A 14,915-nucleotide genomic window follows, 5' to 3' on the forward strand; every position below is an offset into this window, starting at 1 on the left:
TTCGGTCAGTCCATCGGCGGAGGCGCGCCGAGAACACGGAGACTGCTGATCAGGACTGGCGGAAAGACAGCGACGGGGTTCGGGTCAGCGGGGGCCTCGGGTGATCTCGGTGCGGTTGGTGATGGCGAGTTTGGCGAGGATGTTGCGGACGTGGGTTTCCACCGTGCGTTCGGAAAGGACCAGGTGGGTCGCTATTTCCCGGTTGGTCAGGCCGGTGGCGACGAGGTCGTGTACTTCGCGTTCGCGGCGGGTGAGCGGGTCGGCGGTGCGGGTGGCCGTGGTGATCTCGGCGAGCAGAGCGTCGGCGGATCGCAGGCGGTATGGCATGTCGAGGCGGCGGAAAGCGGTGGCGGCTTGTTCGGCGGCGGTGCGGGCGGCACGGAGATCGCCACGGGCGAGGAGGGTACGGGCCAGGCCGAGGTGGCCGAGGGCGATGGCGGGGCGGGCGCCGATCTCGGTGTCCATGGCCAGGCCCTGGCGGTAGAGGTCGACTGCGGCCTCGAGGTGGCCTGCCACGCGGGCGTTGTCGGCGCGGATGCGGGCGATCGAGCCGACGCAGAAGAGCGCGCCGGTGCCGTCGGCGGCATAGTGGTGCTCGCGGCCGTCGAAGGCGCGGTAGACGCGGTCGGCGGTCTCGGCGTCGTCGAGGAGCTCGGCCACGACGCCCACCGAATACACGGTGCCGGACCAGCGCGGGCCGATCTCGAGGGTGTCGGGCAGCAGGCGGAACGGCGCGAACAGCGCCCTTGCCTCGTCGAGATCGCCAGCCAAGGCGTGCATCATCGGCGCGAACAGCTGGGCGATCGTGATCTTCGGGGCGAAGGCCAGCGAAGCCAGCGCCGCGGTGAGCTCCTCGCGGTCGATGTGTCCGACGATCACGGCGTGCATGCCGCGGAAGGCATGGTGCAGGCCCGCGAGGGAGTAGTCACCGATGCCGGCTGCCAGCTCGTAGGCGGCGGTGTCGAAGTCGAGGGCGGCGGGGAAGTCGCCGATCAGCGCCGCGCGAGTGGCACGAAGGCGCAGCAGATGCCAGCGGGCGATCGGCAGGCGGCGGCGATCGGCGAGGAGCTCGATGTGGTCGAGGGCGTCGTCGAAGGCGGACAGGTCGCCGCGTTGCAGGGACGCGTCAGTTGTCCACACGTATCCCCAGAGTTGCGCGAGTGGCTGTTCGGCGTCGACCGCGATCTCGATCGCCTGTGCCGCGAGCTCGCTGCGCTCGGTGAGGAACTCGAGGGCGGCAAGGGAGAGATGGCGGGCGTGGATCGCGTCGAGGACGACATCGGGGTCGGTGGACCGTTCGGCGGCGCGCATGGCCTGGTCGGAGAGTTCTCTGGCCTGGATACCCGCGCCTCGGTCGGCGGCGGACAGGGCGCGCTGGGCGAGAATCCGGGCGATCGAGTCGGGATATTCGTCGGGGTCGAGCAGGCGTAATGCCTTGCCGCAGAGCAGGTCCAATTGCGTCATCACCGCCGGGGTGGTGACGCCCTGGACGACGAGGCCCGCCTCGGCGAGAAGGTCAGGGCGATCGGCCCGTTCAGCGAGGGCGCCCGCCTCGACACAGTGGTCGAGGCTGGTGGCGACCCGGCCCGCGGCGAACTCGTCACGGGCCAGTTCGATCAGCAACTGTGCGCGTTCGGCATCGGACGTGGCGGTACCCGCGGCGTCGATTGCCCACTGGCCGAATCGAATTGCCTCGGCGTACGCGGCGCTCGCCCGCGCCGACCGCGCGGCTCGACGTGACCAGTGGCGGGCCTGCGGCGAGTCGGCGCGGGCGCAGGCGTGGCGCCAGTGGGTCGCGATCGCGCCCGCCACTGCCGAATCCGGTCCACCGCGCGCGGCCAATGCCTCGGCCGCCGCGCGGTGGTAGGCGGCTCGCCGCGAGGGGACGAGATCGGCGTACACGGCATCGCGCACCAAGGCGTGCGTGAAACCCGTTGTCTCGTCGGCGAAGCGACGAACAATGCCCGCCGTGGTCGCCGTATCGAGCGCCTTCGACACCTGATCATCACTGCTCGGGGCGTGCTCCGACACCGAGGTGTACACCCGCGCGAGTAGATCGGCATCGATACGCTCGCCGAGAACACTGGCCGCACCGAGGATCTCGACCTCGGCAGGGTCGAAGCGGTCGAGCCGCGCGAGGATCAGGCGGCGGATTCCGGGGACCGAGAGCAAGGGGTCGTCTCCGAGATCCGTGCCGGATTCGATGACGAGGCGAACGAGCAGGGGAGTGCCGTCGGTGCGCTCGTGCACGCGCTGTGCGAGATCGGTCGTGCGGCCACGCTGTTCGAGCCAGTAGCGAACCTCGTGTTCGGAAAGTCCTGGTACCGGCAAGGATTGGAAGTGAGGCAGGCGCAGCCAATCGGGCTGGTCGGCGAGCAGGGTCTCGCCCATCGGTTCGCGAGCGGTGCCAACGATGAGCACCTTGGTGCGCGGCGTCTCGGTGGCCACATGGGTGAGCAGGGCCAGCGAGGTGGGGTCGGACCAGTGCAGATCCTCGAGGACCAGCAGCAGCCCCGACGGCGCGGCAGCCGCGGTGAGGACATCGGCGACCTCGGTGAACATGCGGAAACGCTGGGCGGCGGGCCCACCGCCCGGTTCGGTGACGGTGTCGAGGGCGGCGGCCAGTTCGGGGAGCTCGCGGGCCGCGCGGCGCCACGGCCACAGCGGTGGCATCCCCGCGTCGTCGAGGGCGTTGCCGCGGGCGACCCGCAAGCCCGCCTCGACCGCCAGCGTGGCGACACACTCGGCCAACCAGGATTTGCCGATCCCCGCCGGACCGCTGACCAGCACGAACCGGCCCGCACCCGAGGCCGCGGCCACCACCGCGGCGCGCAGGCGGGCGAGCTCCTCATGCCGTCCGACGGCCGGAGTCTGCACGCCTAAGTATCGCGCGCGGACGTGAGTTCAGTACTGCGAATACGTACCGGCACTGATCCGCGCGCCGCCGATCGGCGCGAGGCTTGATCTGTCCGATTCACCAGGTCAGGAGCTGAAATCATGTACGCACACCTCATTTGGTTCGACCAGCCACGCACTGCCGCCGAACTGGCCGCCGTCGACTTCGCCGATGCCAACCGCATCGAGCCCGCCGTCGCCACCGTGCCGGGCCTGCTCGACTTCTACGAACTGCGCCGCGCCGACGGTTCCGGCCTGGTGATCGGCATCGCCGAGACCGAGGAGGCGCTGCACGCGGTGCGCGAGGCGATCCTGGCCACCGAACTGCTGCCGGGGGAGGACCCCGCCTTGCTGCCCGGCCCCGACCGGGTGGAGATCTGCCCGGTGCTCACCCATCGCGACCGCGCCGCCATCTACGCGGAGGGGGCCATGTCATGAACCTGATCGTGCTGGGTGGCCGGATGCCGATCGGCCGGTGTGTGGGCCTGGCCGTGCAAGCCGTCCTGCGCTACAGGTCGGCCAGCGCGATGCCCGTGAGCGGGCTGCCGATCCGGACCAGGTCGGTATCGAAGCCGGTGCCGACGTGGACCAGGCGGATCGTGCCGGCGAGATCGCTCACATAGAAGCGGGAATCGAAACCGGTCACGCCGATCGCCTCGTGGTAGCCGGTGGAGATGATCGTCGGGGTCCCCACCTCCGGCTGGACCTTGGCCGCGTAGAGCGCGTTGCCGTGGGGCGCGGCGCCGCGGTCGGTCCAGACGAGATCGCCGACACCGTGGAGTTCGACATCGATCGGCTCCGGCAGGTTCTCCCAGAGCAGTTCGATATCGGTGCGGGCGGCGGGATCCGCGCCGGGCGGCAGGTCCATGGGAACGCGGAAGATCCGGCCGTCGCCGGCTTTGGCCGCGCCCTTCTGGGTCCAGTAGAGCAGGCGGCGGTCGAGGTCGAGACAGATGCCGACGCACCAGTTGCGGGCGATATCGGCGTCGACCTCGCCCTTGCCGGTGATCACGAGGGCGTGCAGGTCGTCCCCGCGCAGGTCGCAGGTGAGGACCTGCATCCCTTCGCGATCACACCAATACAACCGTCCCGCTTCGAAATCGGCGGCGAGTTGCTTGCCGGTGGTGAAGGCGCCGATCGGGACGATCGTGGTGCGATTGCCGCCGTCGAGGTCGACCCGCTCGATGGAACCGTTGCGGGAGAAGAACTCCGGCTCGACGCCGCGCTCGGGTCGCGCGTCGGGTGTGCCCATATTGGTCCAATAGATATGGCCGCGCAGTTTGTCGACGACAACACCGTCGGGAAACCGATCGAGGCCGTCGACCACGGTGCGCACCTGTTTACCGTCGAGTGAAATAGCGTGCATCGCCGCCGCTTCGAGATCCAGCGCCACTATTTCGGTCATCGACTCAGCCCTGCTTCGGCTTCGGGTAATCGTCGTAGAAACCCGCACCGGTTTTCACGCCGAGTTTGCCCGCGTCGACATATTTCTTCAGCAGCTCGACCGGACCCTTCGGCAGATTCGGATTCTCCTGCTCGTAGTGCTCCTCGATATCGAGCACCACATCCAGACCCACCTGGTCCATCATCCGGAACGGACCCGCCTTCGTTCCGAAGTTGCGCGCGAACATCTCGTCGACGTCGTGCGGTGTCGACACACCCTCGTAGACCACCTCGAGCGACTCACGCTTGATGGCGGCCCAGATGCGGTTGAAGATGAAGCCGGTCGACTCCTTGTGCACCAGGAACGGGTGCACGCCGTATTCCGGGAAGGTCTTCAGGACGAAGTCGAGAATTTCCTCGGACGTCTTGCCGTCCGACATCACGTCGAGCACCGTCGACTGCGGCGGCATGTAGAAGTGGGTGTTGAGCATGCGGTCGTTGGTCTTCAAGCCCTCGGTGAACAGTCGGCTCGCGTACGACGAGGAGTTCGAGGCGACGATCGCGTCGGCGTCGGCGTCGGCATCGAGCTGGGCGAAGACCTTCTTCTTCAGATCGAGGTTCTCCGGAACGGCCTCGACCACCAGCCACGCGCCCTTCACGCCGATGGCCTGATCCGGCACGTACTCGGCGGTGCCCGGCTTGCCGTCGGGCACCGTGGCGGCCACCTCGGGCAGCTGTTTCTCCACGAAGGCCACGGCCGCGTTGCCGACCTCGCCGTCGGGATCGATGATGCGGACCTCGCCGCCCCTGGTGGCGAACATCAGGGCGATCCGTCTGCCCAGCGTGCCACCGCCGATCACAGCGACCGGACGCGCGAAATGATTCTTCGGAACAATGCTCACGGCGACTCCCTTTGCACAGGCGACGGGGATGAACTCGGTGACGCATACGACAGCCTTGCCAGCCTAGCGCCGACAGCGGATCACCAGGCTGTGGGACGCACCCGCTTGCGTGACACCCCGTCACCACCGGGCAGAATGTGGTTGCCTTATCCTCACGTTCTTCACGTATTTCGCGCGTCAGCACTAGGGGGCTCTTCGATGACCACACTGGCCTCCGGACTGTTCATCGATTGGGAAGAGCTGACGGGGCAGTCGAAGTTCGTCGTGGAGCTGATCAGTTTTCCGATCTTCAGCGCGCTCGCAGGCTGGCTCACCAACTGGACCGGCGTGCTGATGTTGTTCTGGCCGCTGTACTTCAAGGGCTTCCGGGTCCCGCTGCTGCACGTGCTGTATCCCTACCTACCTCGGCGCGTGCAGGTGTTGCCCACGTTCTCCGGTGACGGGCGCCAGCTCGGCTTCCAGGGCTTCATCCCGGCACGCGCGGAGAAGATGGCGAGCATCTGCGTGGACTCGGCGCTGTTGCGGATCGGCAGCCCGCGCGACTTCATCCACGAACTCGACCTCGACGGGATCGGCGACTATCTCGCCGAACGGGCGCGCGATCAGGTGCAGCCGATCGTCGACGAGATCATGTCCCGGGAGAACCCCGACCTGTGGCGCTCGCTGCCTCGACCGGTGAAACAGGCCATCTACCAGCGGATCGACCGGCAGTTGCCCGCGCTGTGCCGGCGCGCGTTCGAGACTCTCGGTGACAATATCGACCAGCTGCTCGACGTGAAGAACTTCGTGATCCGGTATCTGGAGAAGAACCCGGCCATCCTCAAGGACCTGACCACCACCATCGCCGCGCCCGAGCTCAAGTTCATGGCGCGGATCGGCCTGCTCGGCGCGCCGTTCGGCCTGATTCTGGCGCTGTACCTGCACGTGCACTCGAAGATCCCCTACTTCGGCGCGATCCCGGCCTGGGTGATCGTGCTGTTCGCCTCGGCCATGATCGGCGTGACGGTGAACGTGATCGCGATCAAGATGGTGTTCGAACCCGGCGATCCGCAGCCGCGCTACAAGTACCTGTGGCGCCAGGCGCTGCTGGCCAAGCGTCAGCCCCAGGCCGCCACCGACCTCGCGCACATCCTGGCCTACCAGGTGCTGACCGTGGAGAACCTGTCGGTCGAGCTCTTGGAAGGGCCGAACGGGGACAAGACCCGTCAGCTCATCGAGCGGGTGGTGTCGGAGGAGATCCACAAGCAGCTCGGTGCGACCGCGTTCGTGGTGCGTGCCGCGCTCGGCAAGAAGCAGTTCGAGAACCTGGCGGTCTCCGGCGCCGGTGCCGGGGTGCTCTCGGCGCGCACGATGATCGAGGACGAACAGTTCGTGCTGGAACAGGCGAAGAAGATCGACGACTTCGCGGCGCGCAAGCTGCGGACTCTGACGCCCGGCGAGTTCATGGAGATGTTCTACGCGTCGGTCGAACAGGACGCGTGGTTGCTGTATCTGCACGGTGGGGCGCTGGGTATCGGTGTCGGCGCACTCCACCTCGTCACCTTCGGTTGGTAGTTCTCAATAACAAGCACGCGTGCTTGCATTTTTTGGCGGTCGCTGCGACTCTTGGTGACGACGGCGCGCCGCTACCGGGTCGCGCCATGATCGGCAAGGGAACTCCATGGCTGACCTCGCAGCGCTGCTCGACGATTTCGCCGCCGAATGCGCGGATCTGGAAAACCTGGTCGCACCACTGACCCCCGAGCGGTGGAAGACGCCGACGCCCGCGCCACGCTGGGACATCGCCACCCAGATCGCCCATCTGACCTGGACCGACGAGGTGTCGGTGCTGGCCGCGACCGACGCCGATGCCTTCACCGCGTTCCTCACCGAGGCCGCGTCGCGAGCATTCACCCTCGTCGACGAAGGCGCCGAGGAAATCGCGCAGACACCACCCGCCGAGCTGCTGGTCCGCTGGCGCGCAGGCCGCGAGCAGCTTATCGCCGCACTGGCCGCCGTGCCTCCCGGCACCAAACTGCCGTGGTTCGGCCCGCCGATGAGCGCCGCGTCGATGATCTCGGCCCGCATCATGGAAACCTGGGCCCACGGCCAGGACGTCGCCGACGCCCTCGAGGTAACCCGAGTCCCCACGGCCCGCCTGCGCACCGTCGCCCACATCAGCGTGCGCGCCAGGAACTACGCCTACCTGGTCAACGGCGAATCCGGCCCCACCGAAGAATTCCGCGTAGAACTCACCGCCCCCGACGGCACCCCCTGGACCTGGGGCCCCGAAAACGCCCCCCAGCGCGTCACCGGCCCCGCCCTCGACTTCTGCCTCGTGGCCACCCAACGCCGCCACCGCGAAGACACCGCCCTGATCACCGAAGGCCCCGACGCCGACCACTGGCTCGGCATCGCCCAAGCCTTCGCAGGCCCGCCCGGCCAAGGCCGCGAAGCAGGCCAGTTCGCCTAACCACCGAACCCCACGTCGGCAAACCCCAAATCCGCCATGACCGCACTCCCAGCCCCGCACCCGCGACCCCTAGGGAGCGGCGGCCACGAAGTGGCCGGTCCGCGGCCGGGTCGCCGGTTAGACGCCGTTGCGTACGCGACGAAGGAGCAAGCAACGGCGTCTAACCGGCGGCCCGTGGTGGCCGCGGACACGCGCGCGCCAGCGCGCCAACAAACACAGCGTCAAACCGTCCTGGACTACCGAACACCTGACTCGCCGTCACGCCCACCCATCCCCCGAACAGGCGAGCGCCAGTCCCTGAGCGCCATTCGTGCCGACTGCCCCGGACTTCATTGGCCGGGGGTGACCACCGTGGCAGTCGTGAATGACGCTCGCCTGCTTCCATCAGATACCCGATACGCGGTGTGAGAAACACTTGCCCATGCGAAAATCCGCCCCGACTAGGAGTGATACGGCATCGTTTCGGATGTGGCTCTGATCTCACTGCGGTGGAGCGGTTACTGTGCGGCTCAACACGTAACGTGGAATCAGCACGTGGCTTTCAACGATGCGGGCCCGTTCAACTCGGGTATACCCACAGCCACAGGAGGGAACCGCATCGTGACCGCACATCGGCCTGCTCAGATCGTGCGCCTGTCCGCGATCGTGATCTCCGGCGCAGCCAGCCTCTGCCTCACCTTCGCCGCGGGCGCCTACATCGTCAATCACATGCCGGAGCTCGGCCCGCCACCCGCGCACGATCAGGCGGAACCGACCGCGACGCCGAACCCCGGCCCTCATCGCCCCTTCTCGCTCGAGGACTCCGCACCACACGCCGGCGTCGAGCTGGCCATGTCTTTCGGGGCGCCGACGCTGACCACCGAGCGCTCGGAACCCGCCGCCACGCGCACGCCGATCACTGCCCAGCAGTCCGGAGTCGGTGCGCGACCGGCCAATTCGCCGCTGACCGGACGGGTGGGTATCGGCGGCACCTATGTCGGCGCGCAGGTGGCGCCGCCGCGCAGCGACAGCGTGTCGTTCACCGTGGACACGAACCTCGTGACGGTGGCGGCGAAATACCTCGGCCTGACCCCGGATCCGGCTGCTGTGACCGCATTGCACACCGAATTCGACGCGCGCCGTGGGGAATTGGTGTTCGTATTGTCGGACCCCGGCCTCGGCAGCCACACGCTGCGGGTCGAGGGAACGGGCACCGAACCAGCCGAGACCCCCAGCGCCGAGACCCCCGGCACTACTACGGAATCGGGCGACGACGACGGCGACGCCGAAGCACCGCGGTCCTCGATCGAGGACACCCCGGCTACCGTCGGCGTGTGACTCCTCCTCACGGCACCTCGAGCGGTGCGTACGACTTCTGCGTGGTCGGCGGCGGCATCGTCGGCGTGGCCACCGCGCATCGGCTGCTGACCGAGTATGCCGATGCGAGCCTGGTCCTCATCGAGAAGGAAGCCGCGCTCGGCGCGCATCAGACCGGGCACAACAGCGGCGTCATCCACTCCGGGATCTATTACCCCCCGGACAGTTTGAAGGCGCGGCTGTGCCGGGCCGGTGCGCGGTGGACGAAGGAATTCGCCGCGGCCCACGACATTCCGTTCCGTGAATGCGGAAAGTTGCTGGTAGCCACCGATTCCGCCGAACACGAGCGGATGCTCGCGCTCTACGAGCGCTCGATCGCCAACGGTGTGGAGGTCGAGGCGATCGATGCGGCCGAGCTGAGGCGGCGCGAACCACGGATCAGCGGCGTCGGCGCGCTGTTCGTGCCTGCCACCGGCATCATCGACTACACGAAGATCACCGCCGCGCTCGCCGTCGAGGTCGAGGCGATGGGCGGGGAGATCCTGCTCGGCACCGCTGTCGACGCGATCACCGAGAGCGCCTCAGCTGTCACGGTTTCGGGTCCGAGGGGCTCGGTCACCGCGGGCACGCTGATCGTCTGCGCGGGCTTGCAAGCCGACCGGATGGCGCGAAAGGCCGGGATAGACACCGATTTTCGTATCGTGCCGTTCCGCGGCGAGTACTACCGACTCCCCGCTGAGCGATCGGACCTGGTACGCACGCTGATCTACCCGGTGCCCGACCCCGCGCTGCCGTTCCTCGGCGTACACCTGAGTCCCACCATCGACGGCGAACTCACCGTCGGCCCGAACGCGGTACTCGGCCTGTCGCGGGAGGGCTACCGCAAGGGCAGCGTGAACCGACGCGACGCCATCGACGTGCTGAGCTTCGCCGGCGTGCGCCGGGTGGCCCGCGACCATCTCGCCACGGGGGTGCGCGAGCTCCGCAATTCGGTGTTCAAGCGCGGCTACCTCGCCGAATGCCGCAAATACTGCCCCGAACTCACCACCGACGACCTGCTCGCTCACCGCGCGGGTATCCGGGCCCAGGCGGTGCTCCGCGACGGCACCCTGGTGCACGACTTCCTCATCGAACGCACGCCCCGCTCGATCCACGTACTCAACGCGCCCTCCCCGGCCGCCACGTCGGCGATGCCGATCGCGGAATACCTGGTCGAACAAGTCTATTCCGCTAAATAAACCGGAGATTTGTAGTACTTTTGGCTCCTGTACGCGTGGGCGAGGAAACCCATCCGGATCAGGGAGGGCCGATGGGCCACATCAGGTTTGCGAGTGACGTCGGCGCGACGGTAGACGCCGCCTTCGCCTATACCGAGGATTTCCGCCACGGGCAGCAGTGGATGTTCGGCGTCACCGAAGTGACGCCGCTCGGCGAACCGGATCAGGGGCTCGGTGCCGCTTTCGCGGTGAAAGTCCGGTTGTTCGGAGTGATTCCGCTGCGATCATCGGTGGAGATCACCGAATATCGGCGCAATGCCGTTATCGGGTATACCCTGCGTGGGCGGGTATACGGAACCGTTACCCTACGCTTCGATCCACTCGGCTACGAACGGTCGGTACTGACCTCCGAAGCCGACTATCCACCACCACGCGGCATGTTCGGCCGCCTGTGCCACGGCCTCGTCGACGCGGCCGCGAAATCGGCACTGCGCCGAACGGAATCGCGGTTGCGAAGGGAGATAGAGGCATTCCACGGTACCGATCTTGTCGGCCGCATCGCCTAGGGTGGCGGTCATGATCATCGTGAGCACCGACGGGTCCTGCCTGCGTAATCCCGGTGGTGCCATCGGCTGGGCATGGGTGAATCATTCCGGGCCCGCCGACAGCGGCGGTGCCGCCAGCGGCACCAACCAGATCGCCGAGCTCCGCGGCGTGCTGGAAGCCATCCTCGCCCACCCCGGCGCCGAGCCGATGCTCATCGAGAGCGACTCCCAGTACGCCATCAAGTGCGCCTCGGAATGGATCACCAGCTGGCGACGCAACGGCTGGCGCACCTCCACCGGCGGCGCGGTGAAGAACGTAGAGATCATCAAGCAGATCGACCGGGCCATCACCGGCCGCGAAGGGCCGGTGCGTTTCCGCTGGGTGCGCGGGCACGTGGGCAACTACTTCAACGAAGAAGCCGACAAACTGGCAGGCGAGGCCGCGCGGGCAGTCCGCGACGGTGTACTGATACCTGCGGCGCCAGCCGCCCCGGACCCGGTTCTCGGCCGCCTTGATTCTGGACTGACCAGAGGGTGCGACGAAGGAGTGCCCGGCGGGAGGGAAGAATCGAGGCTTCGGGGCCGAGAACCCGCGGCACCAGCCGCAAATAATACGGTCTCCACAGGGAAGTCGGTCGCAGCTGACGCGCCGGTGGCAGGGACTCTCACCCTGTTCTAGGTGCGGTGCGACCGGAGTGGGACCGGACAACGAAACGCCGCGGGCGATGAATCTGCCCGCGGCGTTTCGGTTGGCTCAGTTTCCTGACGTGCTCAGTTCCCAGGTGTCGGGGCGGGCGCCGGAGCGGGAGCCGGTGCCGGAACCGCCTGACCGGGAGCCGTGCCGCCGCCACCGGCCGCGGCGCCGCCGCCGTTCTTGAGCAGCGGCGAGTCCAGCTTGCTGACCAGCCACTTGTCGCCGGAGCGCTCGAGGCTCATCTCGATCGCGAACATCATCCGATCGGGCTGGGTCTGGGTGAAGTTGGTGCGGTACTGGGTCATGGTGACCATGGCCTTGACGTCGTCGGTGCTGCCCGACATGTAGGCGCACTGCACGTCTTCGCCGGTCGACTTGACCTGGGCCTGCACCATCGCGCCCTTGAGCGCCTCGCTGGCATCGCTGAACTCCTTGAGGTAGTCGCCGGTGGCGCCCGCCTTCATCGACGCGATATAGCCGTCGAGATCCTTGGAGTAGTCGTAGTTGGCCAGGATGGCGCCGTAATCGCAGGCTGCCTTGGTGGACTCGGCGATAGCGTCGAGCTTTTCGGCCTTGTTGTTGTTCTGCAGGAAGAACACCACACCCGCGGTGATCGCGCCGACTGCGACCACACCGGCCACACCTGCGGCGATCCAGCCCGTCGAGCTCGATGTCGCGGTCGGGGCAGCGGCCGGAGCCGGCGCCTCGGTCACGGTTTGCGCCTTGACAGTCGGCTGATCGACCTCGGGAGTGGCCGCCGCACCCTTCACGGTGTCGTCGGTCTTCGCCAGATCGGGCTTGTCTGCCGCGGCAGCATCGGACTTGCTCTGGGCATCGTCGCTGGTCATCGAATCAATCCTGCTCTTTCCCGGCGCACATGATCGCACCGATTTCCGATTGTGGTCCGTGAGCCGGGCCACACTTCTTCCCCGCGAGTATGCCCGGTCAAGCTGTGAACAGCCTGGCCGGGCACCATCTCACTTGGCGGGAATAGGTGTCCGCTCCTTCGGGTCGACACCGGGCGGCATCTGCGCGCCGTTATTGGGCACGTTCGGGCGCGGGGCGTTGGCCGAACCACGGATCTGCAGGTCAGAGGTCGGGTTGGTGCAGTAATTCCACTTCGGAATGCTGCCGTCCTGGACCTCTTCGTTGCGCCGGTACTCGGTGTCGTAGTTACACGTCGGACGTGGCCAGATATCGATGATGGTGTGGAATTCGCCTTCGTGCGCCGGGGCGCCGATCGACCCGAGGCCCAGCGCCAGCGACGGGAACAGCAGTCGCAGGGCGGGCTGACGCAACTGCGCCGCCTTGGTGATGGCCACGAAGTTGGCCGCCAGCGAGCTGATCGGATCAGCCGTCGAGTCCAGCACCGCACCGAGGGTTTCGAACTGCGCGGGCGCGTTGTCGAGCACGCCCTGCAGCTCGGCGTTGGCGTTGTTGAACTGGGTGAGCAGCGCGCCCGAATTACGGGTGAGCGTCTGCAGATCCGGCTGAGCGTTCGAGGTGGTCTCGGCGATCACCCGCAGGTTGGCGATGAGGTTCACCGTCTGCGGAAGCAGGTTGTCCAGACCGGCGACCACCAGGCTGACGCCGTTGATCATGCTGCGCAGCTGGTCGGGACCGGCACCGAGCGCGATATCGAGCTCGTCGAGGATCACGTCGAACTGCTTCGGATCCACCTGGGCGATCAGCGCGCTCGTGTCATCGAGCACGGCCCACACCGGAACCGGCGTCTGGATCTGCTCCGGGCTGTACTTGATCACCGCGCCGTCGCTGAGGAACGGGCCGACATCGCTCTTCGGACGGAAGTCGATGTACTGCTCACCCGCCGCCGACAGCGCCGCCACCTGGATCATGGTGTCGACCGGGATCTTGAAATCCTTGTCGATCTGCGTCTTGGCGGCGATCGCCTCGCCGTCGTTGATCAGTTCGATCGAGGTGACCTTGCCGATCCGGAAACCACGCATGGTCACGTCGTTGCCCGGCTGCAGACCACCGGAGCGGTCCAGGTTCACGGTGACGTCGTACTCGGATCGCAGCGGATTGACCCGCATCACGTTGACCAGCAGGTACGTCCCGCCGAGCAACAGCACGACTACGAGCGCGCTGTTGGCCAGCAGGATCTTGCTGCCGGCGAACTTCTTCAGCCTGCTCATCGGTGGCCTCCCACTCGGCCCTGAACGATCTGCAGCACCTGGATGAAGCTGCCGACGAAATCGTTCACATCTTTCATGTCCCAGAGCTTGCTGTTCGCCGGGTCGGTCAGCGCGCCCACATCGAGGTTGGTCAGCGTCGCGTACGGCGCCAGACCCTTACCGAGGAACGTCTGGTTGGCGCCGGGACGGATCGCGTGCAACTGATCCATCACATATCCGAAGTCGTTGCCGGTCGCGGCCAGCGCGTTCATCAGATTGTCGAGATTGGTGAGCAGGTCGGAGAGCTGATCACCGGTGGTGTTGGAGTAGTCGCCGAGGGCGGCGGTAGCCGTGGCCAGCTTGGTGAGCAGGTCACCGATCGCCTTGTTGTTCTCGGCGATCGCGCCGATGGCCTGGGGCAGCGTGTCGGCCACCTGGCCGAGCTGGCCCTTGTTGGCCTCGATGGTGTTGGCGAGGGTGTTGAACTCCGTCAGTACCGAGTCGACCTTGGCGCTGTTGTTGTTCAACTCGCCGATGACGCCTGTCATCTCGTAGATCAGGTGGCCGAGTTCACCGCCGTGCCCGTTGAGGATCGAGCCGAGTTCGGTACCGAGCCTGCTCAGGCTGGCGACGCCGCCGCCGTTGAACAGCATCGACACCGAGACCAGCAGCTCTTCCACCGTGGCGCCGGCCGAGGTGGCTTCCAGGGTGAACGTGTCACCCGCGGCCATGTCGGGCCCGCCCGCGGCGTTCTTCGGGCTGCTCAGCGCGATGAAGACGTCGCCGAGGGGAGTGGCCTGGCGCAACTCCGCGGTGCTGCCCTTCGGCAGCTTGTAATCGACGTTGATCTCCATGTCGACCATGGCCTCGAAGTTCTTGGTCGTGATCGCCGACACGACGCCGACATCGGAACCACCGACCTTCACCTTGGCCTGATCGGGCAGGTTCAGGGCGTTCTCGAACTTCGCGTGCAGGGTGTAGGTCTCGCCGCCGGTGCCCGGCTTGGGCAACGGCAGATCCTCCACGGTGAAGCCACAGCCGGTCGTGATCGCGACCGTGGCCAATGCGGCTGCGGAGAGCAGCGCGCGGCGGGCCTTCATCGTCATTCGTCGGTTCATTTCGTCAGTCCGAGCAGTGCGGCGGTGAGCCCGTAGTCGGGGCCGAAGTCCTGGACGTTCCCGGTGGTGCGGCAACCATCGGGCCGCATCTGGATCCGCTCACAGAACACGCTGACGATCTCGCCCGAGAGAGCGGTACCGACCAGGCCCTGCAGGCGGACGAAGCCCTTTTCCTTGTTGATGGCGCCGTCGATGTTCTCCATGAGCAGCGGCACCACGTCGACGATCTCGATCATCGCGCCCGAGTTGGCACGCAACTGGTTGGTGACCGTGGTCAG

13 protein-coding genes and 1 pseudogene are annotated in these 14,915 nt (G+C 66.9%); 7 read left to right on the plus strand and 7 right to left on the minus strand.

Features of this window, described 5'->3' with window-relative positions; genetic code table 11:
• Positions 1-84 precede the first annotated feature (84 nt).
• Positions 85-2,877 (minus strand): ATP-binding protein, encoded by a 2,793-nt coding sequence (locus ASD42_RS32215; RefSeq protein ID WP_056824102.1) that lies wholly within the window; start codon positions 2,875-2,877, stop codon positions 85-87.
• Between the two features lie 120 nt (positions 2,878-2,997).
• Here ASD42_RS32215 and ASD42_RS32220 point away from each other — a divergent pair, with 120 nt between their 5' ends.
• A complete protein-coding gene (locus ASD42_RS32220; RefSeq protein WP_056824104.1) occupies positions 2,998-3,333 on the plus strand; it encodes a hypothetical protein in 336 nt (111 codons plus the stop codon).
• Positions 3,334-3,403: 70 nt separating this feature from the next.
• On the opposite strand, the gene ASD42_RS32225 is transcribed toward ASD42_RS32220, so the two are convergent.
• Positions 3,404-4,300 (minus strand): hypothetical protein, encoded by an 897-nt coding sequence (locus ASD42_RS32225; RefSeq protein ID WP_056824107.1) that lies wholly within the window; start codon positions 4,298-4,300, stop codon positions 3,404-3,406.
• A 4-nt stretch (positions 4,301-4,304) separates the two neighbouring features.
• Complete coding sequence (locus ASD42_RS32230) at positions 4,305-5,180, minus strand: 3-hydroxyacyl-CoA dehydrogenase family protein (protein ID WP_056824110.1); 876 nt, start codon at positions 5,178-5,180, stop codon at positions 4,305-4,307.
• A gap of 198 nt (positions 5,181-5,378) precedes the next feature.
• On the opposite strand from ASD42_RS32230, the gene ASD42_RS32235 reads away from it, so the two are divergent.
• The 6 genes from ASD42_RS32235 to ASD42_RS32260 all read left to right on the plus strand — a co-directional run bounded on the left by ASD42_RS32235 (position 5,379) and on the right by ASD42_RS32260 (position 11,369).
• Positions 5,379-6,734 (plus strand): hypothetical protein, encoded by a 1,356-nt coding sequence (locus ASD42_RS32235; protein WP_056824112.1) that lies wholly within the window; start codon positions 5,379-5,381, stop codon positions 6,732-6,734.
• 106 nt (positions 6,735-6,840) lie between these two features.
• Positions 6,841-7,632 (plus strand): TIGR03084 family metal-binding protein, encoded by a 792-nt coding sequence (locus tag ASD42_RS32240; RefSeq protein ID WP_056824117.1) that lies wholly within the window; start codon positions 6,841-6,843, stop codon positions 7,630-7,632.
• A gap of 600 nt (positions 7,633-8,232) precedes the next feature.
• Positions 8,233-8,949, plus strand: coding sequence for a hypothetical protein (locus ASD42_RS32245; RefSeq protein ID WP_131816808.1), 717 nt, complete (start codon positions 8,233-8,235; stop codon positions 8,947-8,949).
• On the plus strand, positions 8,946-10,166 hold the full coding sequence (gene lhgO / locus ASD42_RS32250; RefSeq protein WP_056824122.1) for an L-2-hydroxyglutarate oxidase: 1,221 nt from the start codon (positions 8,946-8,948) through the stop codon (positions 10,164-10,166). Before ASD42_RS32245 ends, lhgO begins: the two co-directional genes overlap by 4 nt.
• Positions 10,167-10,237: 71 nt before the next feature.
• On the plus strand, positions 10,238-10,711 hold the full coding sequence (locus ASD42_RS32255; protein WP_056824125.1) for an SRPBCC family protein: 474 nt from the start codon (positions 10,238-10,240) through the stop codon (positions 10,709-10,711).
• Between the two features lie 10 nt (positions 10,712-10,721).
• On the plus strand, positions 10,722-11,369 hold the full coding sequence (locus tag ASD42_RS32260) for a ribonuclease H family protein (RefSeq protein ID WP_084787392.1): 648 nt from the start codon (positions 10,722-10,724) through the stop codon (positions 11,367-11,369).
• Between the two features lie 92 nt (positions 11,370-11,461).
• On the opposite strand, the gene ASD42_RS32265 is transcribed toward ASD42_RS32260, so the two are convergent.
• The 4 genes and pseudogenes from ASD42_RS32265 to ASD42_RS34815 all read right to left on the minus strand — a co-directional run.
• Complete coding sequence (locus tag ASD42_RS32265; RefSeq protein ID WP_056824127.1) at positions 11,462-12,232, minus strand: hypothetical protein; 771 nt, start codon at positions 12,230-12,232, stop codon at positions 11,462-11,464.
• A gap of 129 nt (positions 12,233-12,361) precedes the next feature.
• The gene (locus tag ASD42_RS32270) at positions 12,362-13,540 is read right to left on the minus strand and encodes an MlaD family protein (RefSeq protein ID WP_056824130.1); all 1,179 of its coding nucleotides are present in this window, start codon (positions 13,538-13,540) and stop codon (positions 12,362-12,364) included.
• Positions 13,537-14,625, minus strand: a complete 1,089-nt coding sequence (locus ASD42_RS32275) for an MCE family protein (RefSeq protein WP_056824133.1) — start codon at positions 14,623-14,625, stop codon at positions 13,537-13,539. Before ASD42_RS32275 ends, ASD42_RS32270 begins: the two co-directional genes overlap by 4 nt.
• An 8-nt stretch (positions 14,626-14,633) precedes the next feature.
• A pseudogene (locus ASD42_RS34815) lies at positions 14,634-14,915 on the minus strand (mammalian cell entry protein); the annotation flags it as partial.

It is taken from the genome of Nocardia sp. Root136 (genome assembly GCF_001427185.1).
Taxonomy (GTDB): domain Bacteria; phylum Actinomycetota; class Actinomycetes; order Mycobacteriales; family Mycobacteriaceae; genus Nocardia; species Nocardia salmonicida.